Annotated in this window: 21 protein-coding genes; all 21 read right to left on the bottom strand. The window is 72.3% G+C overall.

Annotation, left to right across the window (positions count from 1 at the left end; all coding sequences use genetic code 11):
- Window positions 1-24: 24 nt before the first annotated feature.
- Window positions 25-1,296, bottom strand: a complete 1,272-nt coding sequence (locus AC3RJ8_RS05145; RefSeq protein WP_489714858.1) for an N-acetylglucosamine-6-phosphate deacetylase — start codon at window positions 1,294-1,296, stop codon at window positions 25-27.
- 59 nt (window positions 1,297-1,355) lie between these two features.
- Window positions 1,356-2,051, bottom strand: a complete 696-nt coding sequence (gene nucS / locus AC3RJ8_RS05140) for an endonuclease NucS (protein WP_489714857.1) — start codon at window positions 2,049-2,051, stop codon at window positions 1,356-1,358.
- A gap of 28 nt (window positions 2,052-2,079) precedes the next feature.
- Window positions 2,080-2,496, bottom strand: coding sequence for a DUF2550 domain-containing protein (locus AC3RJ8_RS05135; protein ID WP_489714856.1), 417 nt, complete (start codon window positions 2,494-2,496; stop codon window positions 2,080-2,082).
- Between the two features lie 12 nt (window positions 2,497-2,508).
- Complete coding sequence (locus tag AC3RJ8_RS05130) at window positions 2,509-2,796, bottom strand: F0F1 ATP synthase subunit epsilon (protein WP_489714855.1); 288 nt, start codon at window positions 2,794-2,796, stop codon at window positions 2,509-2,511.
- A 91-nt stretch (window positions 2,797-2,887) separates the two neighbouring features.
- Window positions 2,888-4,369 (bottom strand): F0F1 ATP synthase subunit beta, encoded by a 1,482-nt coding sequence (gene atpD / locus AC3RJ8_RS05125; RefSeq protein WP_489714854.1) that lies wholly within the window; start codon window positions 4,367-4,369, stop codon window positions 2,888-2,890.
- 67 nt (window positions 4,370-4,436) lie between these two features.
- Window positions 4,437-5,336: a F0F1 ATP synthase subunit gamma gene (locus AC3RJ8_RS05120; RefSeq protein ID WP_489714853.1), complete on the bottom strand. Its 900-nt coding sequence runs from the start codon at window positions 5,334-5,336 to the stop codon at window positions 4,437-4,439.
- A gap of 4 nt (window positions 5,337-5,340) precedes the next feature.
- Window positions 5,341-6,969, bottom strand: coding sequence for a F0F1 ATP synthase subunit alpha (atpA, locus tag AC3RJ8_RS05115; protein WP_489714852.1), 1,629 nt, complete (start codon window positions 6,967-6,969; stop codon window positions 5,341-5,343).
- A gap of 79 nt (window positions 6,970-7,048) precedes the next feature.
- Window positions 7,049-7,864, bottom strand: coding sequence for a F0F1 ATP synthase subunit delta (locus AC3RJ8_RS05110; RefSeq protein WP_489714851.1), 816 nt, complete (start codon window positions 7,862-7,864; stop codon window positions 7,049-7,051).
- Window positions 7,864-8,448: a F0F1 ATP synthase subunit B gene (locus AC3RJ8_RS05105; protein WP_489714850.1), complete on the bottom strand. Its 585-nt coding sequence runs from the start codon at window positions 8,446-8,448 to the stop codon at window positions 7,864-7,866. Before AC3RJ8_RS05105 ends, AC3RJ8_RS05110 begins: the two co-directional genes overlap by 1 nt.
- Window positions 8,448-8,684, bottom strand: coding sequence for an ATP synthase F0 subunit C (locus AC3RJ8_RS05100; RefSeq protein WP_098464265.1), 237 nt, complete (start codon window positions 8,682-8,684; stop codon window positions 8,448-8,450). Before AC3RJ8_RS05100 ends, AC3RJ8_RS05105 begins: the two co-directional genes overlap by 1 nt.
- Window positions 8,685-8,783: 99 nt before the next feature.
- Complete coding sequence (gene atpB, locus AC3RJ8_RS05095) at window positions 8,784-9,671, bottom strand: F0F1 ATP synthase subunit A (RefSeq protein ID WP_489714849.1); 888 nt, start codon at window positions 9,669-9,671, stop codon at window positions 8,784-8,786.
- 140 nt (window positions 9,672-9,811) lie between these two features.
- A complete protein-coding gene (locus AC3RJ8_RS05090; RefSeq protein ID WP_489714848.1) occupies window positions 9,812-10,300 on the bottom strand; it encodes a Cg1360 family ATP-synthase-associated protein in 489 nt (162 codons plus the stop codon).
- Entirely contained in the window at window positions 10,266-11,510 is a 1,245-nt protein-coding gene (locus AC3RJ8_RS05085) for a glycosyltransferase family 4 protein (RefSeq protein ID WP_489714847.1), read from the bottom strand. The genes AC3RJ8_RS05090 and AC3RJ8_RS05085 overlap by 35 nt, the downstream gene beginning before the upstream one ends.
- On the bottom strand, window positions 11,507-12,202 hold the full coding sequence (locus AC3RJ8_RS05080; protein WP_489715581.1) for an L-threonylcarbamoyladenylate synthase: 696 nt from the start codon (window positions 12,200-12,202) through the stop codon (window positions 11,507-11,509). Before AC3RJ8_RS05080 ends, AC3RJ8_RS05085 begins: the two co-directional genes overlap by 4 nt.
- Before the next feature lie 5 nt (window positions 12,203-12,207).
- On the bottom strand, window positions 12,208-13,203 hold the full coding sequence (prmC, locus tag AC3RJ8_RS05075) for a peptide chain release factor N(5)-glutamine methyltransferase (protein WP_489714846.1): 996 nt from the start codon (window positions 13,201-13,203) through the stop codon (window positions 12,208-12,210).
- Window positions 13,196-14,317: a peptide chain release factor 1 gene (prfA, locus tag AC3RJ8_RS05070; RefSeq protein ID WP_489714845.1), complete on the bottom strand. Its 1,122-nt coding sequence runs from the start codon at window positions 14,315-14,317 to the stop codon at window positions 13,196-13,198. Before prfA ends, prmC begins: the two co-directional genes overlap by 8 nt.
- Window positions 14,318-14,479: 162 nt before the next feature.
- Complete coding sequence (rpmE, locus tag AC3RJ8_RS05065; RefSeq protein WP_407317058.1) at window positions 14,480-14,686, bottom strand: 50S ribosomal protein L31; 207 nt, start codon at window positions 14,684-14,686, stop codon at window positions 14,480-14,482.
- 124 nt (window positions 14,687-14,810) lie between these two features.
- On the bottom strand, window positions 14,811-16,703 hold the full coding sequence (gene rho, locus AC3RJ8_RS05060) for a transcription termination factor Rho (RefSeq protein ID WP_489715580.1): 1,893 nt from the start codon (window positions 16,701-16,703) through the stop codon (window positions 14,811-14,813).
- Window positions 16,704-17,025: 322 nt separating this feature from the next.
- On the bottom strand, window positions 17,026-17,976 hold the full coding sequence (gene thrB, locus AC3RJ8_RS05055) for a homoserine kinase (protein ID WP_489714844.1): 951 nt from the start codon (window positions 17,974-17,976) through the stop codon (window positions 17,026-17,028).
- A gap of 1 nt (window position 17,977) precedes the next feature.
- The gene (gene thrC / locus AC3RJ8_RS05050; RefSeq protein WP_489714843.1) at window positions 17,978-19,084 is read right to left on the bottom strand and encodes a threonine synthase; all 1,107 of its coding nucleotides are present in this window, start codon (window positions 19,082-19,084) and stop codon (window positions 17,978-17,980) included.
- A 2-nt stretch (window positions 19,085-19,086) separates the two neighbouring features.
- Window positions 19,087-20,457 (bottom strand): homoserine dehydrogenase, encoded by a 1,371-nt coding sequence (locus tag AC3RJ8_RS05045; RefSeq protein ID WP_489715579.1) that lies wholly within the window; start codon window positions 20,455-20,457, stop codon window positions 19,087-19,089.
- Window positions 20,458-20,517: the final 60 nt, after the last annotated feature.

Here is a 20,517-nt window from a genome sequence, read left to right as displayed (position 1 = left end):
CGCGGTCGTCGGACGGCGCGCTCGTCAGACCGCGCGCCCGCCCCGGCACACGTGCTGCACCCGCAGGTCGCGGTCGGTCACCACGAGGTCGGCACGCCGCCCGGCGACGAGCCCGCCGACGTCCGTCAGCCCGAGCACGCCCGCGGGCACCCAGGAGGCGCTGCGCACGGCGGCCACGAGCGGGACGCCGGCGTCCACCGTGGCACGGACCACGTCGACCAGGTGCGCGGTGCCCCCGGCGATCGCCCCGCCCCCGGGGTGGTCGGCGTCGACCACGCGCGCGACGCCGTCGGTCACCGCGACCGACACCGGGCCCAGGTCGTAGTCGCCGTCCGCCATGCCGGCGGCCGCCATGGCGTCGGTGACCAGCACCACCTGGTCGACGCCGACCGTCTGCACGACGGTGCGGACGACGGCGGGGTCCAGATGCACCCCGTCCCCGACGAGCTCGACGACGAGCCTGCCACGACGCGCGGCCGCGAGGCAGGCGGCGACCGGCCCGGCCTCGCGGTGGTGCAACGGGCGCATGGCGTTGAACAGGTGGGTCGCCGTCATCCGGCGGGTCGGCCGGGCGTCGGCCAGTGCACCGGCCACCTGGGCGATGAGCTCCTCGGCCTGCTCGGTGGAGGCGTCCGTGTGCCCGATCGAGGGCACGACGCCGGCGCGCACCAGGGCGTCGGCGACGCCCCCCGGGCCGCTCACCCCGTCGACGTCGGGCGCGACCGTCATGGTGCGCAGGTGCCCGCGCGAGGCGTCGACGAGCTCACGCACGAGCGAGACGTCGCCGGGAAGGAGGTGCGCCGGGTCGTGGGCGCCGCGCCGGGCGGGCGCGAGGAACGGGCCCTCGGCATGGATCCCGGCGATCTCGCCGTCGTCCGCCAGGTCCGCCAGGAGGCCGGCCCTCTCGAGGAGGGTGGCCCGGTCCGCGGTGACCAGCGACGCGAGCAGGGTGGTCGTGCCGTGGCCGCGGTGCTCCAGGACGGCCCGCATGGCCTCGTCCCGGCTCGTCGCGTCGGGAAAGCTCGCGCCGCCGCCGCCGTGGTCGTGCAGGTCGACCAGCCCGGGCAGCACGTAGGTGCCGGGAGGTGGCTCGGACGCGTCCCGGACCGCGTCGCCGACGCCGGCCGCGGCGGCGTCCTCCAGAGGGCCGACCCAGACGATCCGGTCGCCCGCGACGACGACGGCCCCGTCGGGGACGAGCGCGTCGGGCGTGACGACGTCTCCACGGACAGCGAACACCGCCGGGGCGACAGGCGTCTCCGGCGGGTCGGGCGGGGGCGTGTGATCGGGGACCATCTGTCCATCCTGCACCACTGGCAGCAGATTGAGTAACCCGCCTCACAAACCTCGCGCTCTCAGAACAGGCGGGAATCCGGGTCGTCCACGCCCCGCATGGCGTCGTAGTCGAGCACCAGGCAGCCGATCCCCCGGTCCGTGGCGAGCACCCGCGCCTGCGGCTTGATCTCCTGCGCCGCGAACACCCCGCGCACGGGGGCGAGCAACGGGTCACGGTTGAGCAGCTCGAGGTACCGCGTGAGCTGCTCGACCCCGTCGATGTCTCCGCGCCGCTTGAGCTCGACCGCCACCGTGCCGCCGTCGGCGTCCCGGGCCAGGATGTCCACCGGCCCGATCGCCGTCATGTACTCGCGGCGCACCAGCGTGTGACCCGCGCCCAGCAGCTCGATCTGTGCGGCGAGCAGCTCCTGCAGGTGAGCCTCGACGCCGTCCTTCACCAACCCGGGGTCGAGGCCCAGATCGTGCGAGGAGTCGTGGTGCACCTCGTGCAGCTCGATCTCGAGCCGGTCGTCGGACTTCTGGTGCTGGACGGCCCAGACCTCCGTCACGCCGCGGGCGGCGGCCTCGTCACCCGGCGCGGCCAGGGCCAGCGAGCACGGGGGGCTCATCCAGTTCAGCGGCTTGTACGAGCCGCCGTCGGAGTGCAGGAGCACGCTCCCGTCGCTCTTGACGACCAGGAGGCGGACGGCGAGCGGAAGGTGCGCGGTGAGCCGGCCCGTGTACCGGGCCGAGCAGCGGGCGACGACGAGACGCACGGTCCCCCTTCGGGTACAGGTTGGTCGGTCAGACGACGAGACCGCGTCGGCCCGGAGGCGCGGCCTCGAGCCAGGACGCCAGGCCGGCGTAGGCGCCGGAGGACATCGTCAGCTCGAAGTCGACACCGTCGTAGCGACAGCGGACCAGGTACTGGTCGACCTGGCCCGCCTGGTCGAGCGGGGCGCGGCCCGTGACCGTCAGCCGGTCACGGTGCCAGGTCCGGGCCGGACGCGGGGCGAGCGACCAGCAGCGCCACCAGTCGATCCGGCCGACACCGTACTGGGCGATGCCGGCGGACCACGGTGCCTGTGGTCGCGCCGGCCGGGCACCGCACTGGAACGAGCCGACGCGGCGCGAGAGCGTCCGCAGTCGCGACGCCCCGAGGACGAGGCCCAGGGCGAGCACCACCGCGACCGCGATGACGACCCCGAGCGCGTACCCCATGTGCGTGCCGCCTCAGGCCAGCGAGCTCTCGCGGTCGGCGACCTCGGTGATCTCGTCGACGACGATCGTCACGACGTCGTCGTCCACCGAGACGAAGCCACCGGTGACGTGCGCCTCGACCGCCACCCGGCCCGGGCCGGTGGAGACCTTGACGGTGCCGGGCCGCAGCACCGCGAGCAGCGGCGTGTGTCCGGCGAGGATGCCGATCTGACCGTCGGCGGACGGTGCGCTGACCTCGCGCGCCGCGCCGGACCAGACCTTGCGGTCGGCCGCGACGAGATCGACGTTCAGCTCTGCCATGTCGGGCTCCAGAGTTCTTCAGTCGAGAGGGGGAAGTCGTCCTGCCGGCCCGTGGCCGGGCCGGCAGGACGACGCGGGTGCGTCCGAGGGCTCAGGCCCCGTACTCCTTCTGGATGCGCGCCCAGTTCTGCTCGAGGTCCTCGAGCCCACCGATGTTGTAGAAGGCCTGCTCGGCGACGTGGTCGTACTCGCCCTCCGAGATCTTCTTGAAGGCCTCGATGGTCTCGCTCAGCGGCACCGTCGAACCCTCGACACCGGTGAACTTCTTGGCCATGTAGGTGTTCTGGGAGAGGAACTGCTGGATGCGGCGAGCACGCGCCACCAGCGTCTTGTCCTCCTCCGAGAGCTCGTCCACACCGAGGATCGCGATGATGTCCTGCAGCTCCTTGTTGCGCTGGAGGATCTGCTTGACCGTGGTCGCGACCTCGTAGTGCTCCTGGCCCACGTACCGCGGGTCCAGGATCCGGGAGGTCGACGTGAGCGGGTCGATCGCCGGGTACAGACCCTTCGAGGCGATCTCTCGCGAGAGCTCGGTCGTCGCGTCCAGGTGGGCGAACGTCGTCGCCGGGGCCGGGTCGGTGTAGTCGTCGGCCGGCACGTAGATCGCCTGCAGCGAGGTGATCGAGTGACCGCGCGTCGAGGTGATGCGCTCCTGCAGGATGCCCATCTCGTCCGCGAGGTTCGGCTGGTAGCCCACGGCGGAGGGCATGCGGCCCAGCAGCGTGGAGACCTCGGAGCCCGCCTGCGTGAAGCGGAAGATGTTGTCGATGAAGAGCAGCACGTCCTGCTTCTTCACGTCGCGGAAGTACTCCGCCATCGTCAGCGCCGAGAGCGCCACGCGCAGACGCGTGCCCGGCGGCTCGTCCATCTGGCCGAAGACAAGGGCCGTCTTGTCGAAGACGCCGGCCTCGTCCATCTCGGCGATCAGGTCGTTGCCCTCACGGGTGCGTTCGCCGACACCGGCGAACACGGACACACCGCCGTGGTCCTGGGCGACTCGCTGGATCATCTCCTGGATGAGGACCGTCTTGCCGACGCCCGCACCACCGAAGAGACCGATCTTCCCGCCCTGGACGTACGGCGTCAGCAGGTCGATGGACTTGATGCCGGTCTCGAACATCTGGGTCTTCGACTCGAGCTGGTCGAAGGCCGGGGGCTTGCGGTGGATCGGCCAGCGCTCGGTGACCTCGAACTTCTCGCCCTCGGCGAGGTTGAGGACCTCGCCCGTGACGTTGAAGACCCTGCCCTTGGTGATGTCACCGACGGGCACGGAGATCGGCTCGCCGGTGTCCGTGACCACGGCGCCGCGGACCAGGCCGTCGGTCGGCTTGAGCGCGATCGCGCGGATCAGCGAGTCGCCGAGGTGCTGGGCGGTCTCGAGCGTGAGGGTGAACTTGCTCTCCCCCTCGCCCATGCCGGACAGGTCCAGCTCGACGGTCAGGGCGTTGTAGATGTCGGGGATCGAGTCCTCGGGGAACTCGATGTCGACGACAGGGCCGATCACGCGGGCAACACGGCCAGTTGCCGGCTCAGCCGGGGCCGCGCCGCGTGAGTCCACGGTGGTGGCGGTCATTGCTTGCCTCGCTTCGAAAGGTTCGGGTGTGAGTTCGTCGGTCGACGGCGTCGTGCGCGGGTGGTCGTCACGACGCCGCGAGGGCGTCAGCACCCGAGACGATCTCGCTGATCTCCTGGGTGATGTCCGCCTGGCGGGCCTGGTTCGCCAGGCGCGTGTAGGTACGGATCAGGTCCTCGGCGTTGTCCGTCGCCGTGTGCATCGCGCGCTGGCGCGAGGCCAGCTCGGAGGCCGCGGCGTCGAGCATGAAGCTGAAGATCCGGCTGCGCACGTACCGCGGGAGCAGGGAGTCGAGCACCAGCTCGGGCGACGGCTCGAAGTCGTACAGCGGCAGCGCCTCGTTCTCGCCGGGGACGGCGACGCCCTCGACGACCTCCAGCGGCAGCATCCGCACGACGCGCGGGCGCTGGGTCACCATGTTGACGAACTGCGTATACACGACGTGCAGCTCGCCCACGCCACCCTCGGCCACCGGCGCGAGGAACGCACCGAGGAGGGTGTCCGCGATCTCCGTGGCCGTGTCCGACTGCGGGCTGTCCGAGCCGTACGACCACTGGGCGGCGAGTTCGCGCCCGCGGTAGCGGTAGAAGGAGATCGCGCGGCGGCCCGCGGCGTAGATCGTGACGTCCTTGCCCTCGGCCGTGAGCTGGGCGACGAGGCGCTCGGACTCACGGATGATCGACGCCGAGTACGACCCCGCCATGCCGCGGTCCGACGCGATGACGAGCACCGCGGCACGGTTGGTGTCCGGCCGCTCGTTCGTCAGCGGGTGGTCGGTCGAGGTGTGCGTGGCCACGGCCGACACGGCCCGCGTGATCGCCCGCTCGTACGGGGCCGCGGCCGCCGTCCGACCGCGCGCCTTGCTGATGCGGGAGGCCGCGATCAGCTCCTGCGCACGGAACATCTTCTTCAGCGACTGCGTCGACTTGATCCGCTGCTTGTAGACGCGCTGGGATCCTCCGGCCATACGATCAGGCCTTCTTCTGCACGACGAGCTGCTCCTGCTCGACGTCCGACTCGGCGGCCGCGTCCTCGCCACCGAGCAGCGGGGTGCCGTCGCCCTTGAGGAAGCCGTTGCGGAAGTCGTCGACGGCGGCCGCGAGGGCGTCCTCGGTGTCCTGCTCCAGCTTGCCGGACGACACGATGGCGTCGAAGACGTCGGTGTTCCGGCGGAGGTGGTCGAGGAGCTCGGACTCGAACCGCTTGACGTCCGGGACCGGGACGTCGTCGAGCCGGCCCTTGGTGCCGGCCCAGATCGACGCGACCTGCTCCTCGACGGGGTACGGGGTGTACTGGGGCTGCTTGAGCAGCTCCATGAGCACCGCACCTCGTGCGAGCTGGCCACGGGACGCCGCGTCGAGGTCGGAGGCGAACATCGCGAAGGCCTCGAGCGAGCGGTACTGCGCCAGCTCGAGCTTCAGCGTGCCGGAGACCTTCTTCATGGCCTTGACCTGGGCGTCACCGCCGACTCGGGAGACCGAGATGCCGACGTCGACCGCGGGACGCTGGTCGGCGTTGAACAGGTCGGACTGCAGGAAGATCTGCCCGTCGGTGATCGAGATGACGTTGGTCGGGATGAAGGCCGACACGTCGTTCGCCTTGGTCTCGATGATCGGCAGCCCCGTCATCGAACCGGCACCGAGCTCGTCCGAGAGCTTCGCGCAACGCTCGAGCAGGCGGGAGTGCAGGTAGAAGACGTCACCGGGGTACGCCTCGCGGCCCGGCGGGCGGCGCAGCAGCAGCGAGACGGCACGGTAGGCGTCGGCCTGCTTCGACAGGTCGTCGAAGATGATCAGGACGTGCTTGCCGTCGTACATCCAGTGCTGACCGATGGCCGAGCCCGTGTACGGGGCCAGGTACTTGAAACCGGCCGGGTCGGACGCCGGGGCCGCGACGATCGTCGTGTACTCGAGCGCGCCGGCCTCCTCGAGGGCGCCACGCACCGAGGCGATCGTCGAGCCCTTCTGGCCGATGGCGACGTAGATGCAGCGAACCTGCTTCGTGGGGTCGCCCGACTCCCAGTTGGCCTTCTGGTTGATGATCGTGTCGACCGCGATCGCCGTCTTGCCGGTCTGGCGGTCGCCGATGATGAGCTGCCGCTGGCCGCGGCCCACGGGGATCATCGAGTCGATCGCCTTGATGCCCGTCTGCAGCGGCTCGTGGACCGACTTGCGCTGCATGACGCCGGGCGCCTGCAGCTCGAGCGCACGGCGCCCGTCGGTCTCGATCTCGCCGAGACCGTCGATCGGGTTGCCCAGCGGGTCGACGACGCGACCCAGGTAGCCCTCGCCGACCGGGACGGACAGGACCTCGCCCGTACGACGGACCTCCTGGCCCTCCTCGATGCCGGTGAACTCCCCGAGGACCACGACGCCGATCTCGCGCACGTCCAGGTTCAGCGCGAGGCCGAGCGTGCCGTCCTCGAAACGGAGCAGCTCGTTGGCCATCGCGCCGGGCAGACCCTCGACGCGGGCGATGCCGTCGGCGGCGAAAGTGACGCGACCGACCTCCTCGGTCACCGCGCCCTCGGGCTCGTAGGACTTCACGAAGCTGTCCAGAGCGGCGCGGATCTCCTCCGGCCTGATCGTCAGCTCAGCCATTGCTCTTCTCCTGTCGTGGCCGCGTCCGCGACCGAACGTTCATCTGCGCCGACCGGTGGCCGGCTGGGCGTCGAATGGATCAGCCGGCCAGCCGGCGACGGGCGTCAGCCAGGCGGGACAGCACGGTGGAGTCGACGACGTCAGCGCCGACCTGGATACGCAGCCCGCCCACGACGGCCGGGTCGACCGTCACGTTGAGCTGCACGGGACGGCCGTAGGCACGCTCGAGGATCCCGGCGAGACGCTCTTCCTGCGCCTCGGTCAGGACCGAGCCGCTCGTCACCGTGGCGACGAGGCGCCGACGGCGCTCGGCCGCGACCTCCCCGTACCAGGTGAGCGTCGGGACGAACCGCCGTCCTCGCAGCGTCGTCGTCGCGCGGCGGACGAGCACGAGGGTGACCTCGTCGACCTTGCCCTCGACGAGGGCGTCCACGAGCGCCGTGCGGCGCTCGGGTGCGGCGGACTCGTCCGACAGCGCCTGCCGCGCCTCGCGCTGACCCACCAGGGTCCGCGTGAGGCGGAAGAGCTCGTCCTCCACCGTCTCGAGGGCGCCCCGAGAGTCGGCGGCGGCGAGCACGGCGTCCAGACCGAGCCGCTCGACGGCGTCGGTCAGGTCGGCGTCGCTCGACCAGCGCGCACGGGCCAGGCCCGCCACGAGGTCGACCACACGCTCGTCGAACCGGTCGGCCAGCACGGCCGACACGACGCGCGCCTTGTCCTCACCGCCACGCGACGGGTCCGCGAGCGAGCGGCGCAGCGCCCCCGAGCCGTCGAGCGCGGTCACGACGGCGAACAGCTGCTCGCCGAGCGTGATCGCCTCACCGGCCGCAGACCGCAGCACCGGCTCGAACCGCTCCTGGGCGGCCGCCAGCGATGCTCCGCTCGTTCCTCGCATCAGCCCTCCTTGACGCTCGTCGTCGCCGACTGGTCCGCCTCGAGCTCGTCGAGGAACCGGTCGACCACACGCGACTGGCGGGCAGTGTCCTCGAGGGACTCACCGACGATCTTCGACGCCAGCTCGGTGGCCAGCGTGCCGACCTCGGCCCGCAGCGAGACCGCCGCGGACTGACGCTCGGCCTCGATCTGCCGGTGCGCCGTCTCGACGATGCGCGCCGCCTCCTCGTTGGCCTTCGTCTTCAGCTCCGCGACGATGGCCGTGCCCTCGGCACGCGCCTCCTCGCGGGTCTTCGAGGCCTCGGCGCGGGCCTCGGCCAGCTGCTGGTGGTACTCCGCCAGCGCAGCCGCGGCCTCCTCCTGCGCCTTCTCTGCCTTCGCGAGGCCGCCCTCGATCTTCGCCGTGCGCTCGTCCAGGACGACCTGGAACTTCGGCAGCACGTACTTGTAGAAGACGACGGCGATGACGAGCATGACGACCGACGACCAGATGATGTCGTACCAGGCGGGGATGAAGAGGTCGATGCCCTCCGCGGTCCCCTCCGCCGCCACGATGACCGGGGCGGCGTTCTGCGCCGCCGCCATCACGCGGCCGGGAACAGGAAGCCGGCGACGAGGCCGAGGAGCGCGAGGAGCTCGACGAACGCGACACCGAGGAACATGGTGGCGCGGAGCTGGCCGGCGACCTCGGGCTGACGGGCCATGCCCTCGATCGTCTTGCCGATGAGGATACCGAGACCGATGCCCGGGCCGACCGCGGCGAGGCCGTAGCCGACAGCGTTGAGGTTACCGGTGACCTCGGCGAGGGTGGTGACGTCCACTGGGTTTCCTTCCGTTGGGCGTCGGACCGGCGGTCCGACGTCGCTGACTTGCGTCTGTGTGGGTGGTGGGCGTGTTCAGTCGAGGAGCCGACCGGCAGGTCAGTGCTCCTCCTCCAGCGAGAGGCTGATGTAGACCGCGGCGAGCAGGGCGAAGATATACGCCTGCAGTGCCGCGACCAGGAGCTCGAACAGCGTGATGGCGAAGCCACCGGCGAGCGTGAGCGCGCCGATCCCCTTGAGGGCCGGAGCCGCCTCGAGGAGGAAGAACTGCGTCGCCGCGAAGCACAGGACGAGCATGATGTGCCCGGCGATCATGTTGGCCGCGAGTCGCAGCGCGAGCGAGAGCGGGCGGACCACGAGGATCTGCAGCGCCTCGATCGGCGTCACGATGAGGTAGATCGGCCACGGGATGCCGGGCGGGAAGAGGTTGTTCTTCAGGTACCCGCCGAGGCCGTGCTGCCGGATGCCCACCCACCAGTAGGTGACGAAGACCCACAGGGCGAGCACCAGGGGGAGCCCGATCCGGGCAGTCCCGGCCATGTTGAGGAACGGGATGACACCCGTGAGGTTGAAGACGAGGATCGCCAGGAAGATCGTCGTCAGCATCGGGACGAAGCGCCGGGCGTTCGCCTTGCCGAGGATCTCCTCCGCGATCTGGACCCGCACGAAGTCGAGGATCATCTCGATCGCGCCCTGGAACCGACCGGGCACGAGCTTGGCCCGCTTGGCGGCGACGACGAAGACCGTCAGCAGCACGACCGCCGCGAGGACGCGGATGATCCAGATCCGGTCGATCTGGAAGATCGTGTCCTCGAAGAGGATCGCCGGCGGGAAGAACTCGTCGATGGACGGCACGTGGAAGCCGCCCTCACCCTCGGAGGCGGCGAGCAGCGTGGGGGTCGCTGACGTAAACAGGAGGACTCCCGGAGGTCGAAGGTCGTTCGGCACTCCCACGGTCGTGGGCACGCCGTCGGACCTGGCCGTCATGGATTCGGGTACAGCCTACCGGATGCTGTGCCGTGCTCCGACACATCCGTGGCGAACCGAGGCTGGAATCCTGCGCCTTGTGAACGACCGCACTTTCTCGGCGGTCGACCGGCGGCCACCGCGAGCGGCCGCGCAGGACGTCAGGGCTGGACGTACGGCATGCGCGCGCCCTTGACCGCCTGGTAGTCGAGCAGCGCGGAACCGATCGCCCCGATCGCCAGCACGACGAAGAGCACGTAGGGGTCGTAGAAGTCGGCACCCCTCAGCACCGCCAGAACGATCACCAGCACGACGATCTTCGCCAACCAGGCGCCCATGACCACCCCGGCCATCACCGTCGGGGGCTTGCCCACCGTGCGCTGCATCGACCAGATGGTCGTGGCGCAGAAGAACGCGGCGAGGCCCGCGCCCACGAGAGCGCCCCACAGTCCAGCGGTCCCCGCGACCAGCGCACCCACCGCGGAGCCCAGCACGACGAGCGCGCCGACCAGGACGAGCGTCCACCGCATGGCACGGCGCAGCATGTCGCGCTCGCCCGCCTGGACCTCGTCGAACGAACGTCCGCCCGGCGCCGGTTCGGCACCGGCAGCGTCATCAGGGCTGTCCGGGGCGGGAGACTGTGCGGTCATGGTCCGACTCCTTCGGGTTCGCGGCGGACGGTCGGGCCGTCGTCGCCGTGGGTGCGGTGTGCGCGGCGTGCGCCGTGGGCAGCGCCCCCGAGGCCACGTCGTCGTCGAGGAAGCGCCCCCGCGTCCGCAGGGGGCCCAGCGTGAGCACCAACGCGACCACGACGGCGACGAGCAGCCACGCCAGGACCACCTGCCAGCGCCAGCGGACGAACGCCGCGGCACCGAACGCGAACACCGCCGTCCAGACGTAGAGGATGAGGACCGCACGCCGGTGCGAGTGCCCGAGGGCGAGCATCCGGTGGTGCAGGTGCCTCCGGTCGGGGGCCATGGGCGACTTGCCGGCGGCGAGCCGCCGCACCACCGCCATCGTCATGTCGAGCAGGGGCAGCACCACGACGGCGAGCGGGAGCAGCAGCGGGATGAACAGGGGGGCGCGCTGGGCCCCGGAGAGCGCGTCAGTGATGGTCGGGTCGATCCGCCCGGTCACGGAGATCGCGGCACCGGCGAAGACCAGCCCGAGCACCATCGACCCGGAGTCGCCCATGAAGATGTGGGACGGGTAGAAGTTGTGCGGCAGGAACCCCAGGCAGACGCCCACGAGCACGGCCGTCATCATGGCGGCGAGGCTCGAGAAGTCCGTCGGGCTGGCCTGCGTGGTGAGCGAGTACGTGTACAGGAAGAACGCCGACCCGCCGATCGCCACGATCCCGGCCGCCAGGCCGTCGAGCCCGTCGACGAAGTTCACGGCGTTCATCGCGACGACCACCACGAGCACCGTGACGAACAGCGACAGCCGCGCCGACGGGATCGTCAGACCGCCCGGCGTCGGCAGCGACGTGAGCTGGACCTGGTTGAACGCCATGAAGCCGGCGGCGAGCACCTGTCCGGCGAGCTTCGTCATCCAGTCGAGGTCCCAGACGTCGTCGGCCCACCCCAGCAGGCACACGATGACCGCTCCCCCGACGATCCCGATCACCTGCGGCTCGCCGGCCGCGTCGTCGAGGAACGGCATCTGGCCCGCGAGGACCACCGCGACGACGATCCCCAGGAGCATCGCCAGCCCGCCGAGGCGCGGCGTCGGCAGCACGTGCACGTCGCGGGCGCGGACCGCCGAGATCGCGTTGGTCCGGGTGGCGACCCACCGAGCTCCGGGGGTGGCCAGGTAGGTCACCGCCGCGGCGACGAGCATGACCAGCAGGTAGGCCCTCACCCGCCGGGCACCTCGCTCGGGTCGTCGGGCCGGCCCTCGGCCTGCTCGTCCGCCTGCTCGTCACGCCCGAGCACGGGCGCGACCGCCCGGAGCTCCGCCAGGGACACCGCGCCGTCACGCACCACTCGCAGGTGCTCCCCCGTCGCGTCGACGATGGTGGAGGCCACGCCGCCGGGCGCCGTCCCGCCGTCGAGGTAGCACCCGACGGCGTCGCCGAGCTGCTCGACGGCGTCGGCCGCCTCGAGGGCCGCCGGCCGACCCGTCCGGTTCGCGCTGGAGACGGCGAGCGGACCCGTGCGACGCAGCAGCGCGAGCGCCGCCTCGTGGTCGGGCATGCGCAGCGCCACGGTCCCGTGCGTCTCGCCCAGGTCCCACTGCAGCGAGGGCTGCGCGCGCAGGATGATGGTGAAGCCGCCGGGCCAGAACTCCTCGACGAGCGCCCGCGCCGCGTCGGGGACCTCGGTGGCCAGGCCGTCGAGGGTGCGCGCGTCCGGCACCAGGACCGGGGGTGGCATCTGCCGACCCCTCCCCTTCGCCGCCAGGAGCGCGGCGACCGCGTCGGCGTCGAAGGCGTCGGCCCCGATGCCGTAGACGGTGTCGGTCGGGAGGACCACCAGGCCGCCGCGGGAGATCGTGTTGACCGCCTCGTCGATGCCGGGACCCCAGGTGTTCGCGTCGGTGACGTCGTGCACGCTGCTCACACGCCCCAGTCTGTCACGGTTCGTGGACCGCCCGACGCATCGTCCGGCGCTCGGCCGACCGTCATGCGCGGCCGCCCGGTGAGGTCCGCCCGGGTGCTGACGTCGACGAACCCGGCGCGCGACACCATCGCGCGGGCCGCCGCGGCCTGCACCTCGGCGTGCTCCATGACGAGCACACCGCCGGGCCGGAGCAGCCGCCGGGCGGCCGCCGCCACCCCGCGGGGCACCTCGAGCCCGTCGCTCCCGAGCCCGTACAGCGCGACGGGCGGGTCGTGGTCCGCGACCTCCGGGTCCTGCGGCACGGCTCCCGGCGGCACGTACGGCGGGTTGGACACCACGACGTCGACCCTCCCGTCCAGGTCGCCCAGCGCGGTGCGGGCGTCCCCCCGCACGAGGCGCACGACGGCGTCGGCTCCGGCAGGCGAGAGCGCCGCGACGTTGCGGGCGGCCCAGCAGTGCGCGACCGCGTCCAGCTCGACCGCATGCACGGACGACCCCGCCACCTCGGTCGCGACGGCCAGCGCGATGGCGCCCGAACCCGTGCAGAGGTCGACGACGACGGCGGTCCCCCGGTCGCGCACCACGCTCGCCGCCGCATCGATCGCCACCTGGGCGACCTCCTCGGTCTCGGGCCGGGGCACGAAGACCCCCGGGCCCACCGCGAGCTCCAGGTGCCGGAACGGCGCGGTCCCGGTCAGGTGCTGCAGCGGCTCGCGACGGGCACGACGGGCCACGAGCCCGGCGAAACGTTCGGCGGATCCGACGGCCGCCACCGGACCGCCGTCGGACCCGGCGCCGCGGGACGCGTCGAGCGGCGCGTCGAGCGGCGCGTCGAGCACGACGAGACGTCGCACCTCGCCCCGGTCGGCCCCGAGGGAGTGGGCGAGCAGGATCTCGGCATCGACCCGTGGCGACGGGACACCGGCGTCGGCGAGCGTGCTCACCGCCGAGCCCAGGACGGCGGACAGCCGCTCCACGGGGCGCTCAGGCATCGCCGGCGGCGGCGAGCCGGGCCGCCTCGTCGGCGTCGATCGCCGACTGCACCACCGGGTCCAGGTCGCCCGCCAGCACGTGGTCGAGGTTGTACGCCTTGTACCCCGTGCGGTGGTCCGCGATGCGGTTCTCCGGGAAGTTGTACGTCCGGATGCGTTCGGAGCGGTCCACGGTCCGGATCTGCGAACGGCGGATGTCGGCGGCAGCGGCGGCCGCCTCCTCCTGCTGGGCGGCGAGCAGCCGTGCCCGCAGGACGCGCATCGCCTGCTCCTTGTTCTGCAGCTGGGACTTCTCGTTCTGCATCGACACCACGATCCCGGTGGGCAGGTGGGTGATGCGCACCGCCGAGTCGGTCGTGTTGACGGACTGCCCGCCCGGCCCGGAGGAGCGGTAGACGTCGATGCGCAGGTCGTTCGGCTCGATCGCGACCTCGCCGGGGTCGTCGACCTCGGGGAACACCAGGACGCCCGCGGCCGACGTGTGGATGCGGCCTTGCGACTCGGTGACGGGGACCCGCTGCACGCGGTGGACGCCGCCCTCGTACTTGAGGTGCGCCCACACGCCGTCGGCCGGGTCCTGCGGCACGCCCCGGGACTTCACGGCGACCTGCACGTCCTTGTACCCGCCGAGCTCGGTGGCCGTGGACTCCAGCACCTGGGTCGCCCAGCCGTGGCGCTCGGCGTACCGCAGGTACATCCGCAGCAGGTCCCCGGCGAAGAGGGCCGACTCGTCGCCGCCCTCCCCGGCCTTGATCTCCAGGATGACGTCCCGCCCGTCGTCGGGATCGCGCGGGACGAGCACCCGGCGCAGGTGTTCCGCCGCCTCGGCGAGCGACTCCTCCATGGCCGGCAGCTCGGCCACGAGCTCCGGTGCGTCGCCACCCGACAGCTCGATGAGCTCCGCCGCCGCGGCGACGTCGTCCCGCGCCGCCGACCAGGACCGGTACGCACCGACGACGCGGCTCAGCTCCGCGTACCGGCGCCCGAGGGTCCGGGCGCGGGCGGCGTCGGCGTGCACGGCGGGGTCGGCGAGCTCGCGCTCGATGTCGGCGTGCTCGGCGAGCAGCGGCTCGGCCACCGCGAAGGACTCGGTCACGTCGTCTCGTCTCGTCATCGTTGTGGGTATGAGATCTTCAGTTCTCCATCGATAGAGGTCCGTCGATTCGATACCCACAGCGGAGGGGTGGAGGGATGCGGAGACACGACAGCGCCGGTGGTCCGTCGTCCGACTGCCCCTGGAGAGGTTGTCGGGCGGACCACCGGCGCTGCGTGGGTGCTACTTCTTGCCGTAGCGAGCCTGGAACCGGGCGACGCGGCCACCGGTGTCGAGGATCTTCTGCTTGCCCGTGTAGAACGGGTGGCAGGCGCTGCAGACGTCGGCGGCGATCTTGCCCGACTTCTCGGTGCTGCGCGTGGTGAACGTGTTGCCGCAGGTGCAGGTGACCTCGGTCGCGACGTACTCGGGGTGGATACCGGACTTCATGATGCTCCTTGGTGTGATGTCGCCGGGTCGCCTCGCAGGACCGCGAGCCGTGAACCGGTCGACCGACGAACCATTGTGCCAGAACGCGTGCACGCCCGGGGGTGTTCCCGGGTGTGACGTGGGATCAGATCGTCTCGCCCGGGTCGCCGTCCGACAGCCCCGACGGGGTGGTCTTCTGGACGTGCAGGAGGAACTCGACGTTGGTCTTGGACTTCTTGAGCTGGCCGAGCAGGAGCTCGATGGCCTGCTGCTGGTCCAGCGCCCCCATGACGCGACGCAGCTTGTAGACGATCCCGAGCTCGTCCTTCGACAGCAGGATCTCCTCGCGGCGGGTACCGGAGGCATTGACGTCCACGGCCGGGAAGATCCGCTTGTCCGCGAGGTTGCGGGACAGGCGCAGCTCCATGTTGCCGGTGCCCTTGAACTCCTCGAAGATCACCTCGTCCATCTTCGAGCCGGTCTCGACGAGCGCGGAGCCGAGGATGGTCAGCGAGCCGCCCTCCTCGATGTTCCGGGCGGCGCCGAAGAACTTCTTCGGCGGGTAGAGCGCCGCGGCGTCCACACCACCGGAGAGGATGCGGCCCGACGCCGGCGCGGCCAGGTTGTAGGCACGCGACAGGCGGGTGATGGAGTCGAGCAGCACGACGACGTCCTGGCCCAGCTCGACGAGGCGCTTGGCGCGCTCGATGGCCAGCTCGGCGACGATCGTGTGGTCCGAGGCGGGGCGGTCGAACGTCGAGGCGATGACCTCGCCCTTGACGGTCCGCTCCATGTCGGTGACCTCTTCGGGCCGCTCGTCCACGAGCACCACCATGAGGTGGACCTCAGGGTTGTTGGCCGTGATCGCGTTGGCGATCTGCTGCATGATGATCGTCTTGCCGGCCTTCGGGGGCGAGACGATGAGTCCGCGCTGGCCCTTGCCGATCGGCGCGACGATGTCGATGACGCGCGGCGTGAGCCGGGTCGCCTCGGGGTTCTCGAGACGCAGGCGGTCCTGCGGGTACAGCGGCGTCAGCTTGTTGAACTCCGCACGCTTGCGCGCCTCGTCCGGCGTCATGCCGTTGACCGTGTCCAGGCGCACGAGCGCGGCGAACTTGCTGCGCACGTTCTTGCCGGTCTGGGTGCCACCGCTGGGCGGCTCCTCACCCTCGCGCGGCTGACGGATCGCCCCGACGACGGCGTCGCCGCGGCGCAGGCCCGACTTGCGGACCTGGTTCAGGGAGACGTACACGTCCTTCGGCCCGGGCAGGTAGCCGCTGGTGCGCACGAAGGCGTAGTTGTCGAGGATGTCGAGGATGCCGGCGACGGGGAGCAGGACGTCGTCCTCGCGGACCTCGACCTCTTCCGGGCCGAGGTCGGGCGCGCCTCCGCGGCCGCCACCCTGACCGCCGCGGTTGCGCTTGCGGTCGCGACCACGGTCACGACCCCGACGGCGACGCGAACCGTTGCGGTCCTGCTGGTCGCCGCGCTGGCGGTCCTGCTGGTCACCGCCGCGCCCGCCCGCTCCGCGGTCGTCGAGGTCGGCGCCCTGGTCGGAGCTCTTCGGTGCGTTCTGGTTGCCCTGGTTGCCCTGGTTGCCGTTCTGGCCGGGCTGCCGGTCACCGCGCTGGCGCTGGCCGCGCTCACGAGGGGCCGCCACGGCGTCGGCGAGCTCGGCGAGCCGGGCCTCCCGGTCCGCGCCGCTCTCGCCAGGCTGCTCGCCGGCGCCGCCGGTCGGCCGGGTGGCGCGGCGACGCCGCTGGCCGGACTCGGCCGGGGCGTCGGTGCGCACCGTCGGTGCGTCCGTCGCGGCCGCCGCGACCGGGGCGGCGGTCGACGCCTGCTCCACGGTCCGCCCGGCGTCACCCGTCGGGCGCTGCTCGGCGGGGGGCTTCTGCGCGCTGCGCTGCTCGGTGGCCGGGGCTGCCGCACCACCGCGTCGGGCACGGATGGTCTCTGCCAGGTCTCCCTTGCGCATGCGGCTCGTGCCCTTGACGCCCATCTGGGACGCCAGTGCCTGGAGCTCGGCAAGCTTCATCGAGCTCAGGTTGTCGTTGGTGTTCGTCACGAAGGACCCTTCCCCCTCGTATGCGGACCGACGGTGTGAACCGCTCGGGCCGGGGTGGTGGGCGTCCGGGCGCAGGGGGCGCCTGGACGCGGAACCTCACGTCAGTGGTACGACGACGTCGGCTGGCGAGGTTGCTGTCGGCCTTCTGCACGGGACGTCGGTGGCGTTGGAGCTGCCGCCGCGAACTGACACTCCTCGGACTGCGACGACGCGCGCGATCACGCGGTGCAGTGTGGGGTGGGTGCCGTCGAACCCGTATCCGAGCGCGACCCCGAAGGCTTGATTCATGCTATCACTCCTGCGCGACGCTCCGGCACGTCGCCCCGGTCCCGTCGATCGCCAGGTCGGCGACCCGCCAGCCGGTGCCCCCAACCCGGTCCCCGCCGAGGTCTCCGAGCAGGTCGGACAGCACCGCGTCGAGCGCGGCCCGCTGCTCGGCGACGGCGAGCACGAGCACCGTCGGCCCGGCGCCCGAGACGGTCGCCGCCAGCCCCGCGGCCCGCAGCGCACGCACGAGCTCCGCCGTCGACGCCATCACCTCGGCCCGGTAGTCCTGGTGGAGCCGGTCCTCGGTCGCGTCGAGCAGGAGCTCCGGGCGACGGGCGAGGGCCTCGACCAGCAGGGCCGCTCGCCCGGCCGTGAACGCGGCGTCGGCGTGCGGGACGTACTCGGGCAGCACACCGCGGGCCCGGCTGGTGGCCAGTCGCACGTCGGGGACCAGCACCGTCGCACGGATCCGCGGGTCGACCTCGAGGTCCACCGCGCGCGGCCCGTCCGCCCCCGACCAGGCCAGCGTCGCACCGCCGCGCAGCGCAGGGGCGGCGTTGTCAGGGTGCCCCTCGAACGCGGTGGCGATGCCCAGCATGGTCCGGGCGTCCAGGACGTGCGGGTCGGCGAGCAGCCCCCGGGCCGCGACGATCCCGGAGACCACGGCCGCCGCCGAGGAGCCCAGGCCACGCCCGTGCGGGATCCTGTTCGTGCACCGCAGGTGGACCCCGGTCAGCGGCGCCCCGGCCGCCTCCAACGTGTGCTGCAGCGCCCGCACCACGAGGTGGTCCGCGCCGTCGGGGACCTCGCCGGCGCCCTCTCCGACGACCTCGACCGTGACGTCGTCGCTCGCGACGAGCTGGACCTCGATCTCGTCGTGCAGGCCGAGCGCGAGGCCCATCGCGTCGAAGCCGGGGCCGAGGTTCGCGCTCGTGGCGGGGACGGTGACCAGCACGTGGTCGGCGCCGAGCCTCATCTCACTCCAGCCCGAGCGCGTCGGCGACCGACACGACGTCGGCCGTGACGCGGGTCGGGGTGACCTCCCCGCCGTCCGGCGTCCGCAGGGCCCACTGCGGGTCCTTGAGGCCGTGCCCCGTCACCGTGACGACGACCCGGGCGCCGGCCGGCACCAGCCCGCGCTCCGCCCGGGCGAGCAGACCCGCGACGCCGGCCGCGGAGGCAGGCTCCACGAACACCCCGACGTCGGCCGAGAGCACCCGGTGCGCGGCGAGGATCTCCTCGTCGGTCACCGCCTCGATGACGCCGCCGGAGTCGTCGCGCGCCGCCTCGGCCTGCGCCCACGAGGCCGGGTTGCCGATCCGGATAGCCGTCGCCACGGTCTCCGGGTCCACCGGGTGGCCCTTGACGATGGGCGCGGCGCCCGCCGCCTGGAAGCCCCACATCGCCGGGGTGCGGGTCGCCACCGCCTGCGGCGCGGCACCCGGGCCCTCGTCGCTGGTCGCGATGCCCGCGTACTCGCGGTAGCCCTTCCAGTACGCCGTGATGTTGCCCGCGTTGCCCACCGGCAGCGCGTGGATGTCCGGAGCGTCGCCGAGGGCGTCGACCACCTCGAAGGCACCGGTCTTCTGCCCCTCGATGCGGTCGGGGTTGACCGAGTTGACCAGCTCGACCGGGTAGGCCTCGGCCAGCTTGCGCGCCACCACGAGGCAGTCGTCGAAGTTGCCGTCCACCTGCAGCAGCACGGCGCCGTGCGCGATCGCCTGGCTCAGCTTGCCCATCGCGATCTTGCCGTCCGGCACCAGCACCGCGCAGGTCATGCCCGCCCGGGTCGCGTATGCCGCCGCCGACGCGGAGGTGTTACCCGTCGAGGCGCACACGACGACCTTCGCCCCGCGGCCGGCGGCCGCCGACATCGCCGTCGTCATGCCCCGGTCCTTGAAGGAACCGGTCGGGTTCATGCCCTCGACCTTGACGTACACCTCGGCACCCGTGCGCTCGGAGAGCGCGGGGGCCGCGACGAGCGGCGTGCCGCCCTCCCCCAGGGTGACGATCTTCTCGGCGACGTGGGCCGGCAGGCGGTCGGCGTACTCGGTGATGACACCCCGCCACTGGTGTGCCGGCATTCTCAGACTCCCTCGACTCGCAGGACGGACGTGATCTGGCGGACGGGGTCGAGCCCGTCCAGGGCCGCGACGGTCGCGGCCAGCGACGCCTCACGCGCCGCATGGGTGGTGATGACCAGCCGCGCGACGGGCTCGGTCTCCTCGGGCTCGATCTCGGCCGACGGTTCGGACGACGGCTCCGCCTCGAACGACGCCGTGAGCGCCTCGCTCTGGCGCACCGTGTCGATGGAGACTCCGTGGTCGGCGAGCACCCCGGCGACCTGGGCGAGCACACCGGTACGGTCCGCGACCTCGAGCCGGACCTGGTACCGCGTCACGGCGGCGTCCGCCGAGAGCACCGGCAGCGACGCGTACGCCGACTCCCGCGGCCCCTTGCCGCCGACGAGCCGGTCGCGGGCGGCGGACACCAGGTCGCCGAGCACGGCGGACGAAGTCGGCCGGCCCCCGGCGCCCTGGCCGTAGAACATCAGCGGACCGGCGGACTCGGCCTCCACGAAGATGGCGTTGAACGCCCCCCGGACGGCGGCCAGCGGGTGGTCGGTCGGCACGAGCGCCGGGTGCACGCGCGCGGCGACACCCTCCGAGGTCCGCTCGGCGATGGCGAGCAGCTTGAGCACGTAGCCCGTCCGGCGCGCCCACTCGACGTCCTCCGTGGTGATCGCCCGGATGCCCTCCCGGGCGACCTGGTGGATCGAGACGCGGGTGTGGAAGGCGAGCGACGCCAGGATCGCGGCCTTGGCCGCGGCGTCGTACCCGTCGACGTCGGCGGTCGGGTCGGCCTCGGCGTACCCGAGCTCTTGGGCCCGCTGGACGACGTCCTCGAGGTCGAGCCCCTGGCTGGTCATCTCGTCGAGGACGTAGTTCGTGGTGCCGTTGACGATGCCCAGGACCCGCTGGACCTGGTCGCCGGCCAGCGACTCGCGCACGGGCCGCACGATCGGGATGGCTCCGGCGACGGCCGCCTCGAAGGAGAGGTCGGCCCGGGCGGCGTCCGCCGCCTCGAAGAGCACCGGGCCCTGCTCGGCGAGGAGCTGCTTGTTCGCCGTCACGACGCTCGCGCCCCGGTCGAGGGCCCGCAGGATGAGCGTCCGGGCCGGCTCGATGCCCCCCATCAGCTCGACGACGACGTCGGCCTCGGCCACCAGCGCCTCGGCGTCCTCGGTGAGCAGCTCGGGAGGGATGCCCTCCCGGTGCCGGGAGGCGTCGCGCACCGCGATGCCGACCAGCTCGAGCGGCGCACCGGCACGGGCGGCCAGCTCGGTCGAGTTCTCGAGCAGGCCGCGCGCCACCTCGGTCCCCACCACGCCGCAGCCCAGCAGGACGACGCGCAGGGCGCGATCCTCGGTGCGCGGGGTGCCCGACGGTGCGGGCACGGCGGGCGGGTCAGCTGCAGCAGGCACGAAACCACCTTGGTCGAGGTCGGGAGGACGTGG

The organism is Isoptericola sp. MSGPD8_1_ISO-PGPR-S23-394, from assembly GCF_058072785.1.
The sequence above is the reverse complement of the archived record's forward strand: the minus strand, read 5'-3'. Positions and strand labels throughout refer to the sequence as shown.

What these genes read in the sequence shown, in the direction of transcription:
- AC3RJ8_RS05145 (WP_489714858.1), bottom strand. Translation starts at nt 1,296, where the DNA reads ATGGTCCCCGATCACACGCCCCCGCCCGACCCGCCGGAGACGCCTGTC.
- AC3RJ8_RS05135 (WP_489714856.1), bottom strand. Translation starts at nt 2,496, where the DNA reads ATGGGGTACGCGCTCGGGGTCGTCATCGCGGTCGCGGTGGTGCTCGCC.
- AC3RJ8_RS05130 (WP_489714855.1), bottom strand. Translation starts at nt 2,796, where the DNA reads ATGGCAGAGCTGAACGTCGATCTCGTCGCGGCCGACCGCAAGGTCTGG.
- atpD (WP_489714854.1), bottom strand. Translation starts at nt 4,369, where the DNA reads ATGACCGCCACCACCGTGGACTCACGCGGCGCGGCCCCGGCTGAGCCG.
- AC3RJ8_RS05120 (WP_489714853.1), bottom strand. Translation starts at nt 5,336, where the DNA reads ATGGCCGGAGGATCCCAGCGCGTCTACAAGCAGCGGATCAAGTCGACG.
- atpA (WP_489714852.1), bottom strand. Translation starts at nt 6,969, where the DNA reads ATGGCTGAGCTGACGATCAGGCCGGAGGAGATCCGCGCCGCTCTGGAC.
- AC3RJ8_RS05110 (WP_489714851.1), bottom strand. Translation starts at nt 7,864, where the DNA reads ATGCGAGGAACGAGCGGAGCATCGCTGGCGGCCGCCCAGGAGCGGTTC.
- AC3RJ8_RS05105 (WP_489714850.1), bottom strand. Translation starts at nt 8,448, where the DNA reads ATGGCGGCGGCGCAGAACGCCGCCCCGGTCATCGTGGCGGCGGAGGGG.
- atpB (WP_489714849.1), bottom strand. Translation starts at nt 9,671, where the DNA reads ATGACGGCCAGGTCCGACGGCGTGCCCACGACCGTGGGAGTGCCGAAC.
- AC3RJ8_RS05090 (WP_489714848.1), bottom strand. Translation starts at nt 10,300, where the DNA reads ATGACCGCACAGTCTCCCGCCCCGGACAGCCCTGATGACGCTGCCGGT.
- prmC (WP_489714846.1), bottom strand. Translation starts at nt 13,203, where the DNA reads ATGCCTGAGCGCCCCGTGGAGCGGCTGTCCGCCGTCCTGGGCTCGGCG.
- prfA (WP_489714845.1), bottom strand. Translation starts at nt 14,317, where the DNA reads ATGACGAGACGAGACGACGTGACCGAGTCCTTCGCGGTGGCCGAGCCG.
- rpmE (WP_407317058.1), bottom strand. Translation starts at nt 14,686, where the DNA reads ATGAAGTCCGGTATCCACCCCGAGTACGTCGCGACCGAGGTCACCTGC.
- rho (WP_489715580.1), bottom strand. Translation starts at nt 16,703, where the DNA reads ATGAAGCTTGCCGAGCTCCAGGCACTGGCGTCCCAGATGGGCGTCAAG.
- thrB (WP_489714844.1), bottom strand. Translation starts at nt 17,976, where the DNA reads ATGAGGCTCGGCGCCGACCACGTGCTGGTCACCGTCCCCGCCACGAGC.
- thrC (WP_489714843.1), bottom strand. Translation starts at nt 19,084, where the DNA reads ATGCCGGCACACCAGTGGCGGGGTGTCATCACCGAGTACGCCGACCGC.